Raw genomic sequence first — 16,871 nt, forward strand, 5'->3', positions numbered from 1 at the left:
ATGCGATTTCAATCGGTCGGTGCATGCGCTACCGGCACCTCGCACACTGAACGCGAGCAACCCTGCCAGGACGCGTTTGAGATAGTAGACCGGGTTCATGGCTCTGTAGCCTGCGTTTGCGACGGTGCCGGCTCTGCAGCGAAATCCGAGATAGGTGCGCGCACCCTCGCCCGCCAGGTAGCGCAGCAACTGTCTCGTAACATTGAGGGTCTGGTAAGCGATCCAACTGCCCAGGCGCAGGTTGAAGACGCCATTCAAATAGCCAGAAACAAACTCAGCAGTGAGGGTGAGTTGGCTGACTACCATGCCACCTTATGCGGTGTTGTCCTGACAGCACATGGCACTCTGGTTTTTCATCTGGGGGACGGACTTATCTTTGGTATCAATCCCGATGACTGGAGCGATTATCTGGTAAGCGAGCCTGAAAACGGCGCCTTCGTAGAAACCACCTATTTCTTTACTCTGCCCGGCTGGCGCCAGCACCTGCGCGTTTTCTGTGCCCCTGCACAGTATCGTTCCTGGTTTCTGATGAGCGACGGCGCGGCCAGCTTTGCCGCCAAGAATAGTCCTTGGCGGCCCGAACTCAATTTTCTGCAGCCAATACACAACTATCTGCGCACCACCTATCAGACTCAGGCTGAAGAAGCCCTGCTAGGCACTTTGAACGATCCGCGCAGCCATCGCATCACCACTGACGACAAGACCCTGGTGTGGTTGCACCGTGCCCCATAAGGGACGCTTCACCCTCGAATTTGTCGATGGCCGAACACAATCGCTAAACCTCTCCGGCAAAGCGCTTAATCGCGGCGCTGCGGGCGTCATCTACCGCGCGCCGGACGGCAAGACCGCCCTCAAGTTTTATCACGAGCAGAAAAAAGACCAGACTCGCCGGAACAAGGTCTGGCAGATGATTCAGCACCCGCCAGAGGATGCCCACAGCGAGCATTTTGCCTGGCCCACGGCGCTGATATTGAACTCACGCGGCACATTCGCCGGCCTTGCCATGCCGCTCTTGCCGATCGCCAGCTACGTATCACTGGACCTGGTGCTCAGCGCGCGCGGCCGCAAAATGCAGTCGCTGCCCGAAGCCAGCGCCTGGCGGCTGGACGTCGCGATCAATCTAGCCAAACGGGTTGCCGAGCTGCATGCCAGGGGGCATTGCATCATCGATCTCAAACCGGCCAATCTACTGGTGCACCGGCGCAGCGCAGATGTCGCAGTAGTCGATTGCGATGGTTTCGCGATTAAAGGGGATACCCACTACTTTCCAGCCAACCAATTTACCGCGGGCTTTATCGCCCCCGAAGCCTTTCGCTCCCGCAAGACGCCGCAAGAGCTGCGCGAACCCCAGGATGCTTTTGCGCTGGCGGTCATAGTGTTCAGCCTGCTCAACGGCGGTTTGCACCCCTACCAGGGCGTGCCTAAGCGCAACCGCGATATCCCCAGTGACAATCAGAATCGAATCGCCGGCGGTTTTTATCCCTATGGCCTGAAATCTCACACGGATCTGGCACCTTCGCCTTGGAGCATCCATCAGGACCTGCCGCGCATTCTGCGCGAAACCTTTGATCGCAGCTTCAGCGAGGGCAAGCGCCCTTCGGCTCACGACTGGGCAGCGCTTTTGCAGGAGGCTAAAACAAGGCTGAAACGCTGCACGCAAGACGAACAGCACAGCTATTGGGGCTCCCAATGCCCACACTGCGCAAGGGGCAAAACTCGGGTAAAAGTCGCTACACCACCACGTAAAAGAACGCGCTCAAATCGAGCCAGGCCCCGCCCCGTCGCGCCGCCAGTCACACCTGCCATAACGCAGCGGCCACCCAGACCGGCTGCAACCCCCGGCTTTGCTGGCGCCGGAACCTGGATATTTATCACCATAGTAGGCGCTCTGTTGATCGCCCTCTTGGCGCACGACAATAGCTCAAGTAAATCCAGTTACTCCCCAGCCTTTACCGCGCCTCCCGAACCCGCACCCGTTGATCCTCGATCCCTGGCATGGAAAGCCCTTGCACCAGAATCAAACCCTATCCATATCGCCCGCGTTTCCGCACCGTACGCCGAGGGCCCGGGCGCCCGATATGCCAGAAGCGGGCCTGAAATAGAGCTTGAGCCAATTCCCTTTTACCACTTTGGTGCTTTCGAACAGCCTGAATCAGTTGCGGTGCTTACCGGCAACCCGCGCAATTCGGATTTTTTAGGTCTGGCTGAGACTCAGGTAAACTTGGCAAGTTTTGACGCCACTGACTCCAGGCTAGCCCAACACGCAACCTATACATCACTTTCTGCAGCTTATGGCCTGAGCTTCTGGCAGGCGGATCCACGCAAGGGCCGCGAGGGTATTTATTTACCGCAGTGCGGGCCTAGAAACTGTGATTTGCTACAGCGTCTTTCACCCACAGACGCCTCGGTTAACTATGAACTGCCTGAATGGCAAAGCATGAGTGCATTTGAGGGTTTCCCTCCCTGGCGTTACCAATTGAGCCCAAAGGGTGACTTCATGGTCCTCGCCAGCGCCAGTCAGATTGCTGTGTATGGGGTCGATCAACCGAGTAGCCCGATCGCCCTCCTCGACTTGCCTGACACCTACGCCGAATTCGTCATCGACTCTTTGTCCGTGGGTGCAGAGGCCGGCACAATAATGGTCGGCCTATCCAAACAAAAACGCTTTGGCGTCGACTTTGAAGCCGTGCTACTGGAGCTTACCCGCAACGACAGCGAATTTGATCTGGATGAAAGCTTCGCGGAAAGGGCGCGGGCAGCCGGTACCGAATTACTAGGCTCCTATCAGACACTTAGCCTCGATGGGCAAACCTTAGCGGTCAGTGAATATCAGCAACCTGAAAATAACAGTACCGATTACAGCTGGCTGAACCAAAAAGTCACGGTTGCCCTCGGATACCCAGCCATCAGCGTCTGGAAGCGTGACGATCAAGGAAAGTGGCAACTAAGACAACGCATTGAGTGGCAAGGACGCAAAGGTAGCGCAAGATAAAGATCAGGCGCCCTAAACAGATGGAGTTACTCAACGGCTTGGGTATGGCGCTGATCGGCAGAAAAATCAGGGCCGAAGGTCAGGTTCACCAGGAACTGCAGTTGAGTCCTGACGGCACCCGCTTGCTCACTGGTCTGGAAGCATCCGAGTACCAGGGCTGGTTATACAGCAGCAGTTATCTCTTCGATATTACCGGAGACTCTCCCGAAGTGCTGACGCGCCTGACCTCGGCCACTCAGACCTTTAGGACAAGCCTGAAAGCAGCCTATCCGAGTATTCGCATGTCGACCAACGGCAAATACGCGGTCATGGGATGGTTTAAATACTACGACAACGCCAAAATGCTGGAGCAATCCGTGGACATACGGGTTTTTGCAATCCTCCAGGCAGAATCTGCGATAGAGACTGACAACGCCGCATCGCAACCTTTCACAACGACGCCTTGAGTATCTGACCAAAGCAGCGCGCAGACTTGCGCAGGATAGTAAAGCGCGACTGACGGATAAGATGAGCCGAGCAAACATAAAAAACCCGCCTAAGCGGGTTTTTTATGTGCCAGCGACAGAGTAACAGTCAAGTCAGATTGACCAGCGTCCTGCCAACCATTTTGCCGCCTAGAATGCGTTCAATCTCGGCTGGCAACTCAGCCAGCGTAATCTCGCTGACCAGTTGGCTCAAATCCAGCTTCCACTGTACCGAAAGTCGATCCCACATGGACGCTTTAACCACCAACGGCTGCTCGACCGAGTCGATCCCCAGCAGGTTTACGTTGCGCAAGATGAAAGGAAAGACGCTGCCCTGAAACTGGCCACCGGCAGTCAACCCACAGCAAGCGACACTGCCACCGTAGCGGAGCGACTTGACCACGTTAAACAGAATCTCACCGCCGACGGTGTCTACCGCACCAGCCCATTGCTCCTTCAGCATCGGCTTTTCCTTGCCGGCTTCCAATGTAGTGCGATCAACAATGTGCTTGGCGCCCAGCTGGGTCAGAAAGTCGGCTTTCAGCGATTTACCGGTCGCAGCTGCCACCTCATAGCCAAGGCTGGCAAGCAATGCGACCGCGATACTACCAACGCCTCCAGTAGCGCCTGTGACCAGCACAGGGCCCTGATCGGGGCTAAGCCCCGCCTGCTCCAATTTATCGACACAGAGTGCGGCTGTGAGGCCTGCTGTACCGAGTATCATACTTTCGCGCAGCGATAGCCCCTCGGGCCGCTTCAATACCCAGGCAGCGGGCACACGAATATATTGCCCAAAACCGCCCGCCGTATTCATACCCAGGTCGTAACCGGTCAGGATGACCTCGTCACCGGCGCTCAGCTCCGCGACTGAACTGGCCTCTACGACACCTGCCGCGTCAATACCGGGGGTATGCGGGAAGTTGCGTGAAACGCCCTTATTGCCCGACGCTGAAAGTGCATCTTTGTAATTAAGTGACGAGTAATGCACTCGGATCAGCACCTCGCCTTCGGGCAAATCATCAATGTGGCGATCCGTCACCGAAGAAACATAGTTGCCAGCCTCTTCGCTGACGACCAGGGCTTTGAATTCGGACATAATCGGCTCCTACCAGAATCGTTGATTGTTTAAACGCGAAACCCAGGTCAGCAGTAACTTGTCAGCCGCCTTCGCCATACCGCCGGACAGCCGATCTTGCAGACGCTTACGCTGCTCGTAATTGAGCTCGAATACATCGGCTTCACTAACGCGCTCACTTAAGTACTGATCGCTGGTTTTAACTTCATCTGCCAGCTTGTGGTCCAACGCCTCGGTACCAAACCAAACCTCACCCGTGGCTACCGCCTCAATATCCAGAGATGGGCGATAGCGAGAAACAAAGCGTTTGAACAGTTGATGGATATTTTCCAGATCCTCCTGAAACTTTTCCCTTGCCTTGTCGTTGTTCTCACCAAACACAGTCAATGTGCGCTTGTATTCGCCAGCGGTAAGCATCTCGAAATCAACATCGTGCTTTTTCAACAGTCGATTAAAGTTGGGCAATTGCGCTACGACCCCAATCGACCCCAACATCGCAAACGGCGCTACCAGTATCCGGTCGGCAATACAGGCCATCATGTAACCACCACTGGCTGCAACCTTGTCTACCGCGATCGTCAGCGGGATACCCGCGTCCCGAATACGCACCAACTGTGAGGCGGCAAGACCATACGCGTGAACCATGCCGCCGCCGCTTTCCAGGCGCACCAGGATTTCATCCTGTGGCCGCGCCAGCCCCAGCACCGCAGTCACCTCGTGACGCAAATGCTCAAGCGCACTGGCTTTGATGTCGCCATCAAAGTTAAGCACATACAAGCGACCCTTGGCATCATCGTCAGTTGCCTTCGCCTTTTTTTTCGCTTGCTGCTTGCGCTGCTTTGCCTGTGCCTTGAGTGCGCCCTTGCTCAGGACCACTTCTTCCAGGCGCTCAGCCATTCGGCTGAATCTATCATTTACCCGGACCACACTCAGGGTGCCTTCACTGCGCTTGGAGCGACCTTTGCTGGCAGCAATTACCAGCACGATGAACACCACTACAACCAGCACCGTAAGGGCTTTGGCAAGAAAGAAAAAATACTGATCAAACCATTCCACAATTATCTCCAGGGTCAGTGCGCCATTGGCTTTCGCGCTCTAGCATACAGGATGCAAACAGGCTGAGAATATGCCGGATCACGGCAAATTCAAACGCTTGTATGATTTCTGGTTGACAGCCTTATCACTCTCATCCTAACCTCAGTGCAGATTCGCAAAAAGGCGTAACTTTGTGGGCAGTATCTACCTTATTCGGCACGGCCAGGCATCGCTCGGTGCGGCCAACTATGACGTGCTCTCTCCATTAGGCGTTCAGCAGTCGCGTCTGTGTGGTGAGTTCTACCAGCAGCAAGGCCTCAACTTTGACCATTGCTACGCGGGTGAGATGCAGCGCCAGATAGATACCGGCCGCCATACTCTGGCGGCGATGCAGCAGAGCGATAGATCCATATCTATTGATGCAGCTTTCAACGAATATCACTCCGACCAGGTCGTGGCAACCTATCTGCCCAAGATCATTGCTCAGCTTCCTGAAGCCGAGTTCTATATCAAGAACGCTGGGCAGTACCGCAAGGAATTTCAACGGGTCTTCAGTAGCGCCATCACCCTATGGATTACCGATGAAAGTGGCAGCACAGACTGCCCGCCTTGGTCGGAATTTGTCGAGCAGGTGCGCAGCGGGCTGCAAAGAGTCATAGCCGCCCACACGACCCGCGGTCAGAACATCGCCATCTTTACTTCGGGCGGCACTATCACAGCCGCCCTGCAACTGATCACGCAGATGCCGGCTACCAGTGCTTTTGAGCTGAACTGGCAAATAGTGAATACCTCTGTAAGCCGACTACAATACCGTAAGGACAAATTGAGCCTGGCTGCGTTTAATAGCCAGGCACACCTTGATGTCCACCAGAGGGCCGACTGGGTTAGCTACCGATAACCCGGCAAGCATATTTACATGTTATATGTACCAACCTAACCACCCAGTAAAGGAACGACAGATGACTAGCGTTGCAGAAATTACCAACAAGATGGAAACCAAGTTCAATTCAGACGCTGCTGCCGGTCTGGATCTGGTTTTTCAATTTGACATTACAGACGACGAAAATTTCAACGTCACGGTAAAAGACGGCACCTGCGCCGTTGCCCAAGGCAATGCCGGTGACCCGAACGTGACACTGATCATGGACAAAGAAACCCTGATCGGCGTGATGTCCGGTGAGACCGACGGCATGCAGGCGTTCATGTCTGGCAAGCTGCGCGCCGAAGGCGACATGATGCTGGCACTCAAACTGGGTGAACTCTTCCCAGCTTGAGCCGAGGCTCATAAAAAAACCGGAGCCTGGTCTCCGGTTTTTTTATGGCCACATAATTACCCTCATAGACCGCACCCATGGGATTGCAACACGCATTCTGATTAAAGCTCGCCAGCCTTGTTCATGCACTGTTGGCTGAATTAGATTAGGCCATTGCATCAACACCTGCATCGTTGAACTAATGGCAGGAATTCGATTGAAAGGCTGCAATTGCCAACACACAACAAGGATCACTCCATGCAAAAGACCCAATTATTTGACCTCGACGGCAAGGTTGCTCTGGTAACCGGCGCCAGCCGCGGCATCGGCGAGGCCATTGCCAAGCTACTCGCTCAACAGGGCGCTCACGTGATTGTCTCCAGCCGCAAAATCGACGGCTGCCAGGCAGTCGCAGACGCCATCACCGCCGCTGGCGGTAAAGCAAGCGCAATGGCCTGCCATATTGGTGAGATGGAACAGATTATCGCTACCGTGGCAGCCATTCGCGAACAGTTCGGCAAGCTGGACATCCTGGTCAACAACGCCGCAACAAACCCCTATTTCGGCAATGTACTGGATACCGACCTCTCGGCTTTCCAGAAGACAGTAGACGTTAACATTCGCGGCTACTTCTTTATGTCAGTCGAAGCCGGCAAGCTGATGCGCGAAAATGGCGGCGGCGCTATCCTCAACGTAGCCTCGGTAAATGGTCTGGTGCCTGGCGAGATGCAAGGTATCTACTCCATCACCAAAGCGGCGGTAATCAACCAGACCAAGGTCTTTGCCAAGGAGTGCGCGCAGTTCGGTATTCGTTGTAACGCCTTGCTGCCAGGATTGACTGATACCAAGTTTGCCTCGGCCCTTACCACCAACGACGCCATCCTGAAAAATGCGCTGCAGCGTATCCCTCTGCGCCGCGCTGCCGACCCTTCAGAAATGGCGGGCACCGTACTGTACCTGGTGAGCGATGCATCCAGTTACACCACCGGCACCGCAATCAATGTCGATGGCGGCATGCTGGCGTAAACAGCCAGCAATAGCAGCAAGAAAAAAGCCGCCTTACTCAGGCGGCTTTTTTTATTGGAAGCGCATCATGGCGGCCGTGGCGGCCGGGTTAAGCGGAACTGGCGTCAAACCGGTGGGCCCCATCTCCAGCGAGAAGCGCGCACCATCTACCAACGGAATAAAACGCACCTCGAAGGCATCGGCTTCAATTGCGCTGTGCGCCTCAATCCGGTCAATCCAGGCCCAGAGATCACGCCATGGTGGCGTAGCATGTAAATTTGGAAGCAAAGCGCTGCCCATGGCATCACTGCTGTCACGCTCCTGCTCCAAAGCAAGATAGCGCCCAAGCAAGCGATGCAGGCGATAACCATCAACCAGCCCCAGAGCCGCTGGCAACCCATGCCAGCGCAAGACCTCTACTTCAAGCTCCCACAAATCTCCGGCAATACGCAGAGTTTGGTTACCCTGGGCACTGGCGAGCACCGCTTCATATTGCTGATTACCTACCTTGCTGAAACTCAAGGTACCAACGGTTGCAGCCTTGGGCTCTATTTCTGCAAAGCTTTGCAGGTCCCAAGCAGCGAGCCCGAGAACAACTGATACAGCCAGCAAAGCCAACAACAGGTTGCCCTTGAGCCAACCAAGCAGCCAGCCGAAACGCCAGCCGAAACGTAGCGCAAGTAACGCCAATAGCGCCGCAATACATCCTACAAGAATCGCCAAGCCAAGATATTGCATACCCACTCCATGGTTTGCTCAGACCGGAACAGGAGGAGCTTCTCGGCCCTCCCGCTGCGCGAGATAACAGTCGATCAGCCAACGCGAAATAGTGCCACGTGGCGGAATACTCGGCAGATCGTCCACAGACCACCAATGCGCTTCTTCAATTTCCCCCGGCTGCGGCACTATGTCACCGCTGAGGTACTCAGCATGAAAACCCAACATCAGAGAGTTAGGAAACGGCCAATTCTGACTGCCAAGATAACGAAGATTGGTCACTTCCAGATTGACCTCCTCCTTCACCTCACGGTGCAGACAGTGCTCAGCCGATTCGCCCGGCTCGATAAAGCCAGCCAGCGTACTGAAGAAGCCCGGAGGAAAGTGCGGCGAACGCGCCAACAAAACCTGATCACCCTGAGTGATCAAAACGATAATACAGGGCGCAATTTTAGGGTACTCACGACGCTCGCAGGACAAGCACTCCATTGCGCGCTCGTCGCTGCGCAGCTGCATGGCTTGGCCACAACTACCGCAGAATTGATGGGACCTGTACCAGGCATTCAATTGCTGCGAAAAACCCAACAACTGAAATAGCTGATCATCAACCTGACCAATCAGGGTGCGCAGGCCATGCCAACTCAAACCCGGCATATCCATGCTTGCACTCAGGTAAAGCAACTCACAACGTCGACCATCGATCAGGCCCAACTTCAAACGATGCGCGCTATCGCCAAAATAGATCGCCTGATCCATCTCGTGCAGCAAACTGCCGTCGTACATGGCGAACTGGTTTTGATAAATCACGACTACCAGTGCTTCAGAAGCACCAATGTGTTCAAAGCTGACCGCAGGCTCAAACTGACGAAAAGATCTCATTCCACTGTTGACCCCGAAACTGCATAACCCAATTCAGCCAGACTCTCTTCCGCCAGCGTCAGTACATCGCCCGTGGCGACCGCCGCGCGCTCAGCCGACTCTAAATAAAACTCGATACTGGTAAGCGCATCCGCCAAGACTTCAAGCTGCTGATCCTGGGGTACCTGCTTACGCTCAAGCATGGTTTCGCGAATAAAGCTGGCCGCCATCTGGATGATACTGGCTGCGCGCCCCATACCTAAAAACACCAACCCGCCGCGCACTGTCTCCAGAGAGGGTGGCACATTAAGCAAATGCATCGCGTCGTTACCGGATTCCATGTAAGCCGTGATAGACCGCTTGGCCAATGCCAACCCGGCCTGCGACTCTTCAATCAGCACAATACGCGCTTCTTTAAGCTCCAGCGGCTCGCTGACGCCACCGGTTGCGTTCATTCGAGCCTCACCCTCATCACCCTGCGAATCCAGGTAATTGACGGCGGTTTCTGCGCGCAATACCGCATCAGCGACCTGTTCAAGTGCATCCAACGACTGCGGACTATCACTATTCCAGCCTGCGATCTGCCCACAGACCACTTGAATGGCTTTGGATTCCACCTGCAAATCCAGCATTCCAAGGGTTTTCCAGAGCCGCTCCAACCCGGTAGCAAGCATCTCGAGCGAATGATCTGCATCACCTGCATTACGTGCGAGCAAATCCAGCAAATCTTTTATTGCGGTTATTTCTTCACGCAGCGCCTCTGCCACCGAGTGCATTACGTCAACGCCTGGACCGCGCAGACGACCGAAGGCGTTTTGAATTTCCAGCTCGGTAAAGCCCGGATCAGGCAATTGATAAGCTTCAGCGACCTCCTGACTGCGCGAGCAATTACCGTCCGCCAGAGCTACCAGATAGAGAAGCTCGTGCAGCAATGCCGCATTGACGCCATCAGACGCACCCTGCGCATCGCGCTTAATCTCACGGTCCAGCATTGAAAACAGTCGCTTACGCGGCGCAGACAGCTCAAGCGGGGTTTGCTCGATGGCCTCCAAAGCGGCACCCGCAACCCAGCAAAGCGTTGCCACGGGCGCACTCAGGCAGCTTTCAAAGCGTTGTAGTGCTCTCTGCATCAGCGGCGTCGCAGCAGCGGGCGCATCATCACGGATAAGGCTCAGCAGGCCCATCTGGTACATTTGGCGCAAGCGATTAAACGCCTTGGGTTCGATAGACCCTTTGCTTCCAGAACGGAGATTTGCCGGCAGGCCTGCCACCGGCAAGGGATAAAAGTGGCTTTGTGGTAACGCCGGAACCCCGGGGCGGTGCGCACGCAACTGATTGATCGTTGGCAACAGCAGCTCAGGCCGTTCGCGGCCACTTTGCCGCGCCTGATCGAGATAGCGTTCGAGCAGGAACAAAGCGTCACAGAGAGCCGATAAGGGCTCGTTACGCTCATCACCATCATGCGTTGGAATATCAGTCGCCAGCGCGACCATCTCGTCAAGCAACTCGGCTGCGCCTTTAAGCTCAATCAGCGCCAGGGTGCCGCGCAGTTGCTGCAGCCCTTCTATTGATTGCTGCAAGAGGTTGCCGTTCTGACGATCATCCAGAAACTGCTGAAGCAGATTTTCCACCTCACCCATACTGGTGAAGAGCTCATCCCTAACAAGATCTAGTGACGTGGTACCGCTTAACATAGCATTCAGTCTCCAACCATCCCTGCGTGGGCCCGAAGCCGCTTAGTCAGCAAACTCTGGCGTTTGCTTGCTCATGTGTGCGGCCATCGCAATCTTCATGTCTTCCGACTGCAGCATTGCGGCGTTCCATGTTGCAATGTAATTGAGACCGTCCTCAACACTGTGGTCTCGACCGAAACGAATCATTTCTTTTGTGCCTCGAATGGCCACAGGCGACTTAGCGGCAATACTCTGAGCCACATCCATGACACCAGCAATCAGCGCTTGGTGATCAGCAAAAGTGCGGTTCACCAAACCAATACGGGCAGCTTCAACACCATAGACAGGGCGACCGGTATAGGCCATTTCCCGAACCATGCCATCACCAATCACACGGGGCAAGCGTTGCAAGGTACCCACATCGGCAGCCATGCCCATGTCGATTTCCTTGATCGAAAAGTGTGCATCCTCGGTCGAATAGCGCATATCACAGGCGGTAATCAGGTCGATTGCACCACCGATGCAATAACCATGCACAGCGGCCAGAACCGGCTTGCGGCATTGATCAATGACGTTAAAGGAGTGCTGCAGGTGCAAAACATGACGGCGTATAGCCTCTGCCTTGCGGGCGATATCCTTATCCATCTGCGTCGCAGCTTCACCCAGCATGGTCAAATCAATACCGGCGGAAAAGTGTTTACCCTCACCCGATATAACGGCGCAACGAATACTGTCGGTTTCATCAACCCAGCCGAAGACCTCAATCATCTCAGCCCAAAAATCGCGATTCATCGCGTTGATCTTTTCTGGACGGTTAATACGGATATGGGCCACTTTGCCGGTCTGCTCCACCAGCAATGTCTTGAATTCAGGCATACTTGACCTTCTTTTTATGTCAACAGAATCGTCACTGTGTCGGTTAATGCCCTGCACTACCGACCTTTTCATTTGTATGACTATATCAAGCTAAAAGCAGAACACCATAACCAATCAATGAAGAATATGGCCCAAGGTACTGAAAATTCGTATAGCTTGTTCCTTGAACTACTTTATTACTAAACCTATTCCGGTAGTATCGCCCAGCCTGATGGGTGGGTGGCGCCATGCCACATTGCCCTGAACGCAAGGAAGACCAAGAATAAGGCAGCGTACCCTGAATCTGCTTTTTCTCCTTAACACATGACAGGAACCTCACCATGTCTGACGCCATGCTGCCGGCATTAGGGCAAAACTTTCTAGGCCAGGCTCCCAACTGGTACAAGCGCACCATAGTCGCCTTCCTACTACTTAACCCCGCCTTTCTCTGGTTGTTTGGCCCCTATATAACCGGTTGGGTACTGGTACTGGAATTTATTTTCACTCTGGCCATGGCGCTCAAGTGCTATCCGCTGCTGCCCGGCGGATTGCTGGCAATGGAAGCGCTGTTGATCGGCATGACCTCGCCTGAAGCGCTTTACAAAGAAGTGCTGACCAACTTCCCGGTGATATTGCTACTGATGTTTATGGTCGCCGGCATCTACTTCATGAAGGATCTGCTTCTACTGACCTTCACCAAGTTGATTCTCGGCGTACGCTCCAAATCCCTGCTGGGCTTGATGTTCAGCCTGGTCGCAGCAGTGCTGTCAGCTTTTTTGGATGCCTTGACGGTAACAGCGGTCATTATCAGCGTTGCTGTGGGCTTTTATGGTGTTTATCACAAGGTCGCCTCCGCAGGGGCAGGTACCGATAGTCAGGACGGCACTCCGGTCGAGGACCCACTGCACCGAGAGCACCTTGAAGAGTTTCGCGCCTTCCTGCGCAGCCTGCTGATGCATGGCGCTGTCGGCACCGCCCTGGGTGGTGTCTGCACACTCGTTGGCGAACCACAGAATCTGCTGATTGCCGGGGTCGCTGGCTGGGACTTCATTGAGTTCTTCGTCTTAATGGCCCCAGTCAGCATGCCGGTACTGGTCGCTGGACTGCTTACCTGCCTGATACTGGAGAAGACGGGCTGGTTTGGCTATGGTGCTCGCCTGCCCAGGCCAGTGCGTCATGTACTGGAAGAGTTTGCGACTGCCGAGCAGCTCAAACGCAAGGCGCCACAAAAAGCCGCGCTGATGGTTCAAGCACTGGCAGCACTATTACTGGTGGCAGGTTTGGCACTGCATTTGGCCGAGGTCGGTTTCATTGGCCTGATGGTGATTATTCTTATCACCTCCTTCAATGGCATCATCGATGAGCACCAGATAGGCAAATCCTTTCAAGAGGCTCTGCCGTTTACCTCGCTCCTGATCGTCTTCTTCGCCATTGTTGCGGTGATTCATGAACAGCACCTGTTCAGCCCAATCATCCACGCCGTACTCGCGCTACCGGCAGAGAGCCAGCCAAGTATGTTCTTCCTGGCCAACGGCTTTTTATCGATGATCAGCGATAACGTCTTTGTTGCAACTGTCTATATATCGGAAGTAAAGGAGAGCCTCGACAGCGGCGCCATCAGCCGCGAGCAGTTCGAGCGCCTGGCCATCGCCATCAACACCGGCACCAACCTGCCCAGTGTTGCCACGCCCAATGGGCAGGCCGCTTTCCTATTCCTGCTCACCTCGGCAATCGCACCTTTGGTACGCCTGTCCTATGGCCGCATGGTAGTGATGGCACTGCCTTACACCGTGGTACTCGGCGGTGTAGGCCTACTGGCCGTTACGCTCTGGATCTAAGGCAACAAAAAAGGCCAGCGGTGTGAACCGCTGGCCTCTCGCTCTAACGCTAACAGCTTTGGCGATTACTCGGCGGCTGCTGGGGCGCCTTTCCACAGCGCGAACCCAGCTGCCTTTTCTATCGCGGCCAGCCGCTCCTCATGTCCTGCCAACTCATCGGCATTGGCACGCAGCACCTGCAAGCCAGCGCGCATTGCCGGGTCCAGTCGACGGATACTGCTCGCCGAATCACTACCGTCGTCATTGCCTTGGCCGTTGGCGGCGAGTGATAACGCCGTTTGGCCACCGGTCATCAGCAGATAAACGTCAGCCAGAATTTCCGCATCCAGCAAGGCGCCGTGCAGGTCACGCTGCGAGTTATCTACCCCGTAACGTTTACAGAGCGCATCCAGACTGTTGCGCTGTCCCGGATGCTTTTCCCGCGCCATCAACAGCGTATCCAGCACACTGCAATGCTCGGCTACCAGACCATGCCCTTTGCTCAGGCGAACCAGTTCGCTATCAATAAACCCCACGTCAAAGGCGGCATTATGAATCACCAATCGGGCGCCGCTGATGAAGTTCATAAAATCATCTGCGATATCGCCAAACAGGGGTTTGTCTGCGAGAAACTCGCTGGAGATGCCGTGAACCGCCTGCGCACCCTCATCAATCTCGCGCTGCGGGTTGATATAGACATGGTAATGCCGGCCCGTTAGGCGTCGATCAATCAGCTCAACGCAGCCGATCTCGATAATCCTGTGACCTTCTTTGTGTTCGATACCCGTTGTTTCAGTATCCAGCACTACGTCCCTGTTACCTGAATTTTGTAATCTTATAGCCATGCAAAAACCTCGTAACCAACTAATTTACAAAAGATAATCTATAAAAATAACTCTAAATTGACGCATAAGAAATGTAACCTAGACTTCTACTAAAACCACACTAGACTAAAATGTAAACATGAATTACAAGGTTAAACATTTCGTTACCTACGATGGTGAGCGCTTCTCGCAGCTTTACGATGCAGAAGAGGGTGGCTTTCCATTGTACTACCCCACGAGTTACATCGCCCGCTCGGTGCGCTCCCGCGCCACTCATAAAACGCAGCAAGTACACCTAGAAGCGGTCAAGCGGGTGTGTGAGTGGGAGGCTCAACAAAATATCAGACTCGCCCTACGTTTCCCAAGCAGACAATTCCTGCAACAGTTCGAAATCGACAGCTTGGTAAAACACCTAGTTAGTAGCAGAAGTGGCCGCGATTGGGACGTCATATGTCGCGATAAAGCGAACACGTACATTGCATATGCAGCGAGGTACTTGCGATGGCTGGCATGTGAAGTAATCGGCGAGATAGGAGCAGATGTTAAAGCAGCTATCGATGAGCAGCACCATTCCCTAATATCAGCAGTCGCACGTAAGAGTGGTTCCTCGTCAGCCAGCAAGCAGCGCATTTCTGTAATGCAACTACCGAATGAGACAACGCAAGCACTGTTTGAGTTATTCAAAAACCCACTCAATGGGGTTAAAAAAGAAGGCGATCAGGGACCCCGCATGCGAAACGTCGTCATGTTGCGAATCCTGTATGAGACAGGCATGCGTCGTGGCGAATTGTTAAGTTTAAAGCTAGCAAATTTTGTCGAAGCGATCGCCGGTGAAAGCGCTAGATTACGGATCGAGCGCAACCACCACGACAAGCTCGACTCAAGGGTTCACCAGCCGGTTGCGAAGACCCTTGGGCGCATCGTCAACATATCAGCTGAGACAGAGCAGCAACTTATTCGCTATCGAGATAAATGGCGACCCAGCGACGGCAGTGACTTCTTATTTTTGAACCACCGCGGCGGACGCTTTCAAAGTAACCCCGTAACAGAAACTGGATTCAACTCTGCGCTGGACAAACTGAAGGAAGCCTTTCCCGCGCTGGAACCGTTACACCCTCACCTTCTACGCCACGATTGGAACTACAGGTTTTCCAAGCTGGCGGACAAAGAGGGATTGGAGTTTGAAACCGAACGCACCATGCGAGAAATGTTGATGGGCTGGAAACCCAATTCAAACATGTCTTTGCTCTACAACCAACGGCACATACAAGAAAGGGTCAACGACATCGGTAGGGAGCTCGCATCAGACACAATGCACAGAGGGCAAAAAAAATGGCCATGATCCTACCGTACGAAAACAACCCCAACTCAGATTTCGAACTTCAAAGAACGACGCGACCACAACGGCCCTCACCAGATGTAGTTTGGGAGCAGGATGCGTTTTGCTACATTGGGTACGGTGCTGTGCATATGGCTGAGGGGCTATCTAAACTAGACCTTGCCCATAAAGAGTCATTCAAGCAAGCGGCCCTTGCTTTCTCAATAAAAGGCTCTTACACCAGAACCGCGATTATTTCCCTAATGTACGCAATTAACAAAACACTGAAACGCACCACCGCGAGGACGCTTGACGAAACATGGATTTCTCAAGCAGTAGAATCACCAACGGTCGCAGTCAATATAAAATCAATTAGAAATTTTTTTATTTTTTGGAAAGCACAAGATCCTCTTGCGATCAGCAATGAGGCACTAGAACTGCTCATAAAGCTTCGAATCCCTCGAAACAAAAATAGGAACGTGCTATCAGACGATCCTGAAAAAAGCTGGCTGAGTGATGAGGAGTACGAAGCGGTACTCGCTAGCGTTTGGCGGAACTACGAGGAGGGCCAATTCTCAGCCAGCCGAACCCTACTAGCTTTACTGTCAATGCAGTATGCTCGCCGCCCTGTACAGCTCGCAAATTTGAAGATCAAGGACTTCAGGATCGCAGCAAAAGGTGATATTTCGGGCTTAACCGGGCCGTTAGTGAGCTTTCCTGGCGCCAAAGACTTGAATGCAGAGACCGGCTTTCGCGACAGTAGGTTCGAGCACCATCCCTTACCAAGCCATCTGTGGAGCTTGTTCGAGATTCACCGCAAAGAGATTCGAGCAATGATTGAACTACATCTTGGTTCTCGGCGGCGGCAAAAACTGAGTGCAACACCTGACCTTTCCGGTACGGTGCTGCCCTATGTCTTATTCCGAACTCAGCGTTGCAGAGCGTGCCACCATTCAAGTTAGTCATGCCCAAGGCCTCAGCTTGC

General features: G+C 53.9%; 16 protein-coding genes. 9 read left to right on the forward strand and 7 right to left on the reverse strand.

What is annotated here, in order from left to right; translation table 11 throughout:
• Genes EF096_RS12080 through EF096_RS12090 form a run of 3 tightly spaced genes read left to right on the forward strand, consistent with a single transcriptional unit; the run spans nucleotide 1 to nucleotide 3,438 of the window.
• Nucleotides 1-732 (forward strand): PP2C family serine/threonine-protein phosphatase, encoded by a 732-nt coding sequence (locus tag EF096_RS12080; protein WP_123889883.1) that lies wholly within the window; start codon nucleotides 1-3, stop codon nucleotides 730-732.
• A complete protein-coding gene (locus EF096_RS12085; protein WP_123889884.1) occupies nucleotides 722-2,992 on the forward strand; it encodes a protein kinase domain-containing protein in 2,271 nt (756 codons plus the stop codon). Before EF096_RS12080 ends, EF096_RS12085 begins: the two co-directional genes overlap by 11 nt.
• Nucleotides 2,993-3,012: 20 nt before the next feature.
• The gene (locus tag EF096_RS12090; RefSeq protein WP_123889885.1) at nucleotides 3,013-3,438 is read left to right on the forward strand and encodes a hypothetical protein; all 426 of its coding nucleotides are present in this window, start codon (nucleotides 3,013-3,015) and stop codon (nucleotides 3,436-3,438) included.
• A gap of 127 nt (nucleotides 3,439-3,565) precedes the next feature.
• Here EF096_RS12090 and EF096_RS12095 read toward each other — a convergent pair whose 3' ends face one another.
• A complete protein-coding gene (locus tag EF096_RS12095) occupies nucleotides 3,566-4,552 on the reverse strand; it encodes a YhdH/YhfP family quinone oxidoreductase (RefSeq protein WP_123889886.1) in 987 nt (328 codons plus the stop codon).
• Between the two features lie 9 nt (nucleotides 4,553-4,561).
• Nucleotides 4,562-5,587 (reverse strand): protease SohB, encoded by a 1,026-nt coding sequence (sohB, locus tag EF096_RS12100; protein WP_123889887.1) that lies wholly within the window; start codon nucleotides 5,585-5,587, stop codon nucleotides 4,562-4,564.
• Between the two features lie 172 nt (nucleotides 5,588-5,759).
• Between sohB and EF096_RS12105 the strand changes: the two genes are divergently transcribed.
• The 3 genes from EF096_RS12105 to EF096_RS12115 all read left to right on the forward strand — a co-directional run bounded on the left by EF096_RS12105 (nucleotide 5,760) and on the right by EF096_RS12115 (nucleotide 7,845).
• Complete coding sequence (locus tag EF096_RS12105; RefSeq protein WP_123889888.1) at nucleotides 5,760-6,464, forward strand: histidine phosphatase family protein; 705 nt, start codon at nucleotides 5,760-5,762, stop codon at nucleotides 6,462-6,464.
• 61 nt (nucleotides 6,465-6,525) lie between these two features.
• A complete protein-coding gene (locus tag EF096_RS12110; protein WP_123889889.1) occupies nucleotides 6,526-6,840 on the forward strand; it encodes an SCP2 sterol-binding domain-containing protein in 315 nt (104 codons plus the stop codon).
• A 237-nt stretch (nucleotides 6,841-7,077) separates the two neighbouring features.
• On the forward strand, nucleotides 7,078-7,845 hold the full coding sequence (locus EF096_RS12115) for an SDR family oxidoreductase (protein WP_123889890.1): 768 nt from the start codon (nucleotides 7,078-7,080) through the stop codon (nucleotides 7,843-7,845).
• Between the two features lie 51 nt (nucleotides 7,846-7,896).
• Here the strand turns inward: EF096_RS12115 and EF096_RS12120 are convergent, their stop codons facing one another.
• The 4 genes from EF096_RS12120 to EF096_RS12135 all read right to left on the reverse strand — a co-directional run bounded on the left by EF096_RS12120 (nucleotide 7,897) and on the right by EF096_RS12135 (nucleotide 11,948).
• Nucleotides 7,897-8,562 carry a hypothetical protein gene (locus EF096_RS12120; RefSeq protein WP_123889891.1) on the reverse strand — a complete coding sequence of 222 codons (666 nt, stop codon included), beginning with the start codon at nucleotides 8,560-8,562 and terminating at the stop codon, nucleotides 7,897-7,899.
• 18 nt (nucleotides 8,563-8,580) lie between these two features.
• Nucleotides 8,581-9,420: an NAD(+) diphosphatase gene (nudC, locus tag EF096_RS12125; RefSeq protein WP_123889892.1), complete on the reverse strand. Its 840-nt coding sequence runs from the start codon at nucleotides 9,418-9,420 to the stop codon at nucleotides 8,581-8,583.
• Nucleotides 9,417-11,030 carry a ferrous iron transporter B gene (locus EF096_RS12130; RefSeq protein ID WP_123889893.1) on the reverse strand — a complete coding sequence of 538 codons (1,614 nt, stop codon included), beginning with the start codon at nucleotides 11,028-11,030 and terminating at the stop codon, nucleotides 9,417-9,419. Before EF096_RS12130 ends, nudC begins: the two co-directional genes overlap by 4 nt.
• A gap of 105 nt (nucleotides 11,031-11,135) precedes the next feature.
• Nucleotides 11,136-11,948, reverse strand: a complete 813-nt coding sequence (locus EF096_RS12135) for a crotonase/enoyl-CoA hydratase family protein (RefSeq protein WP_123889894.1) — start codon at nucleotides 11,946-11,948, stop codon at nucleotides 11,136-11,138.
• Nucleotides 11,949-12,268: 320 nt separating this feature from the next.
• Here EF096_RS12135 and nhaB point away from each other — a divergent pair, with 320 nt between their 5' ends.
• Nucleotides 12,269-13,765, forward strand: coding sequence for a sodium/proton antiporter NhaB (gene nhaB / locus EF096_RS12140; protein ID WP_123889895.1), 1,497 nt, complete (start codon nucleotides 12,269-12,271; stop codon nucleotides 13,763-13,765).
• Nucleotides 13,766-13,830: 65 nt separating this feature from the next.
• Here the strand turns inward: nhaB and dnaQ are convergent, their stop codons facing one another.
• The gene (gene dnaQ / locus EF096_RS12145; protein WP_123889896.1) at nucleotides 13,831-14,589 is read right to left on the reverse strand and encodes a DNA polymerase III subunit epsilon; all 759 of its coding nucleotides are present in this window, start codon (nucleotides 14,587-14,589) and stop codon (nucleotides 13,831-13,833) included.
• A 118-nt stretch (nucleotides 14,590-14,707) separates the two neighbouring features.
• On the opposite strand from dnaQ, the gene EF096_RS12150 reads away from it, so the two are divergent.
• Together EF096_RS12150 and EF096_RS20395 are read left to right on the forward strand one after the other, a co-directional pair.
• Nucleotides 14,708-15,910, forward strand: coding sequence for a tyrosine-type recombinase/integrase (locus EF096_RS12150; RefSeq protein ID WP_123889897.1), 1,203 nt, complete (start codon nucleotides 14,708-14,710; stop codon nucleotides 15,908-15,910).
• Nucleotides 15,901-16,848 (forward strand): hypothetical protein, encoded by a 948-nt coding sequence (locus tag EF096_RS20395; RefSeq protein ID WP_177412337.1) that lies wholly within the window; start codon nucleotides 15,901-15,903, stop codon nucleotides 16,846-16,848. Before EF096_RS12150 ends, EF096_RS20395 begins: the two co-directional genes overlap by 10 nt.
• Nucleotides 16,849-16,871: the final 23 nt, after the last annotated feature.

The sequence above is a fragment of the Pseudomonas neustonica genome (assembly GCF_003797945.1).
GTDB classification, from domain to species: Bacteria; Pseudomonadota; Gammaproteobacteria; order Pseudomonadales; family Pseudomonadaceae; genus Halopseudomonas; species Halopseudomonas neustonica.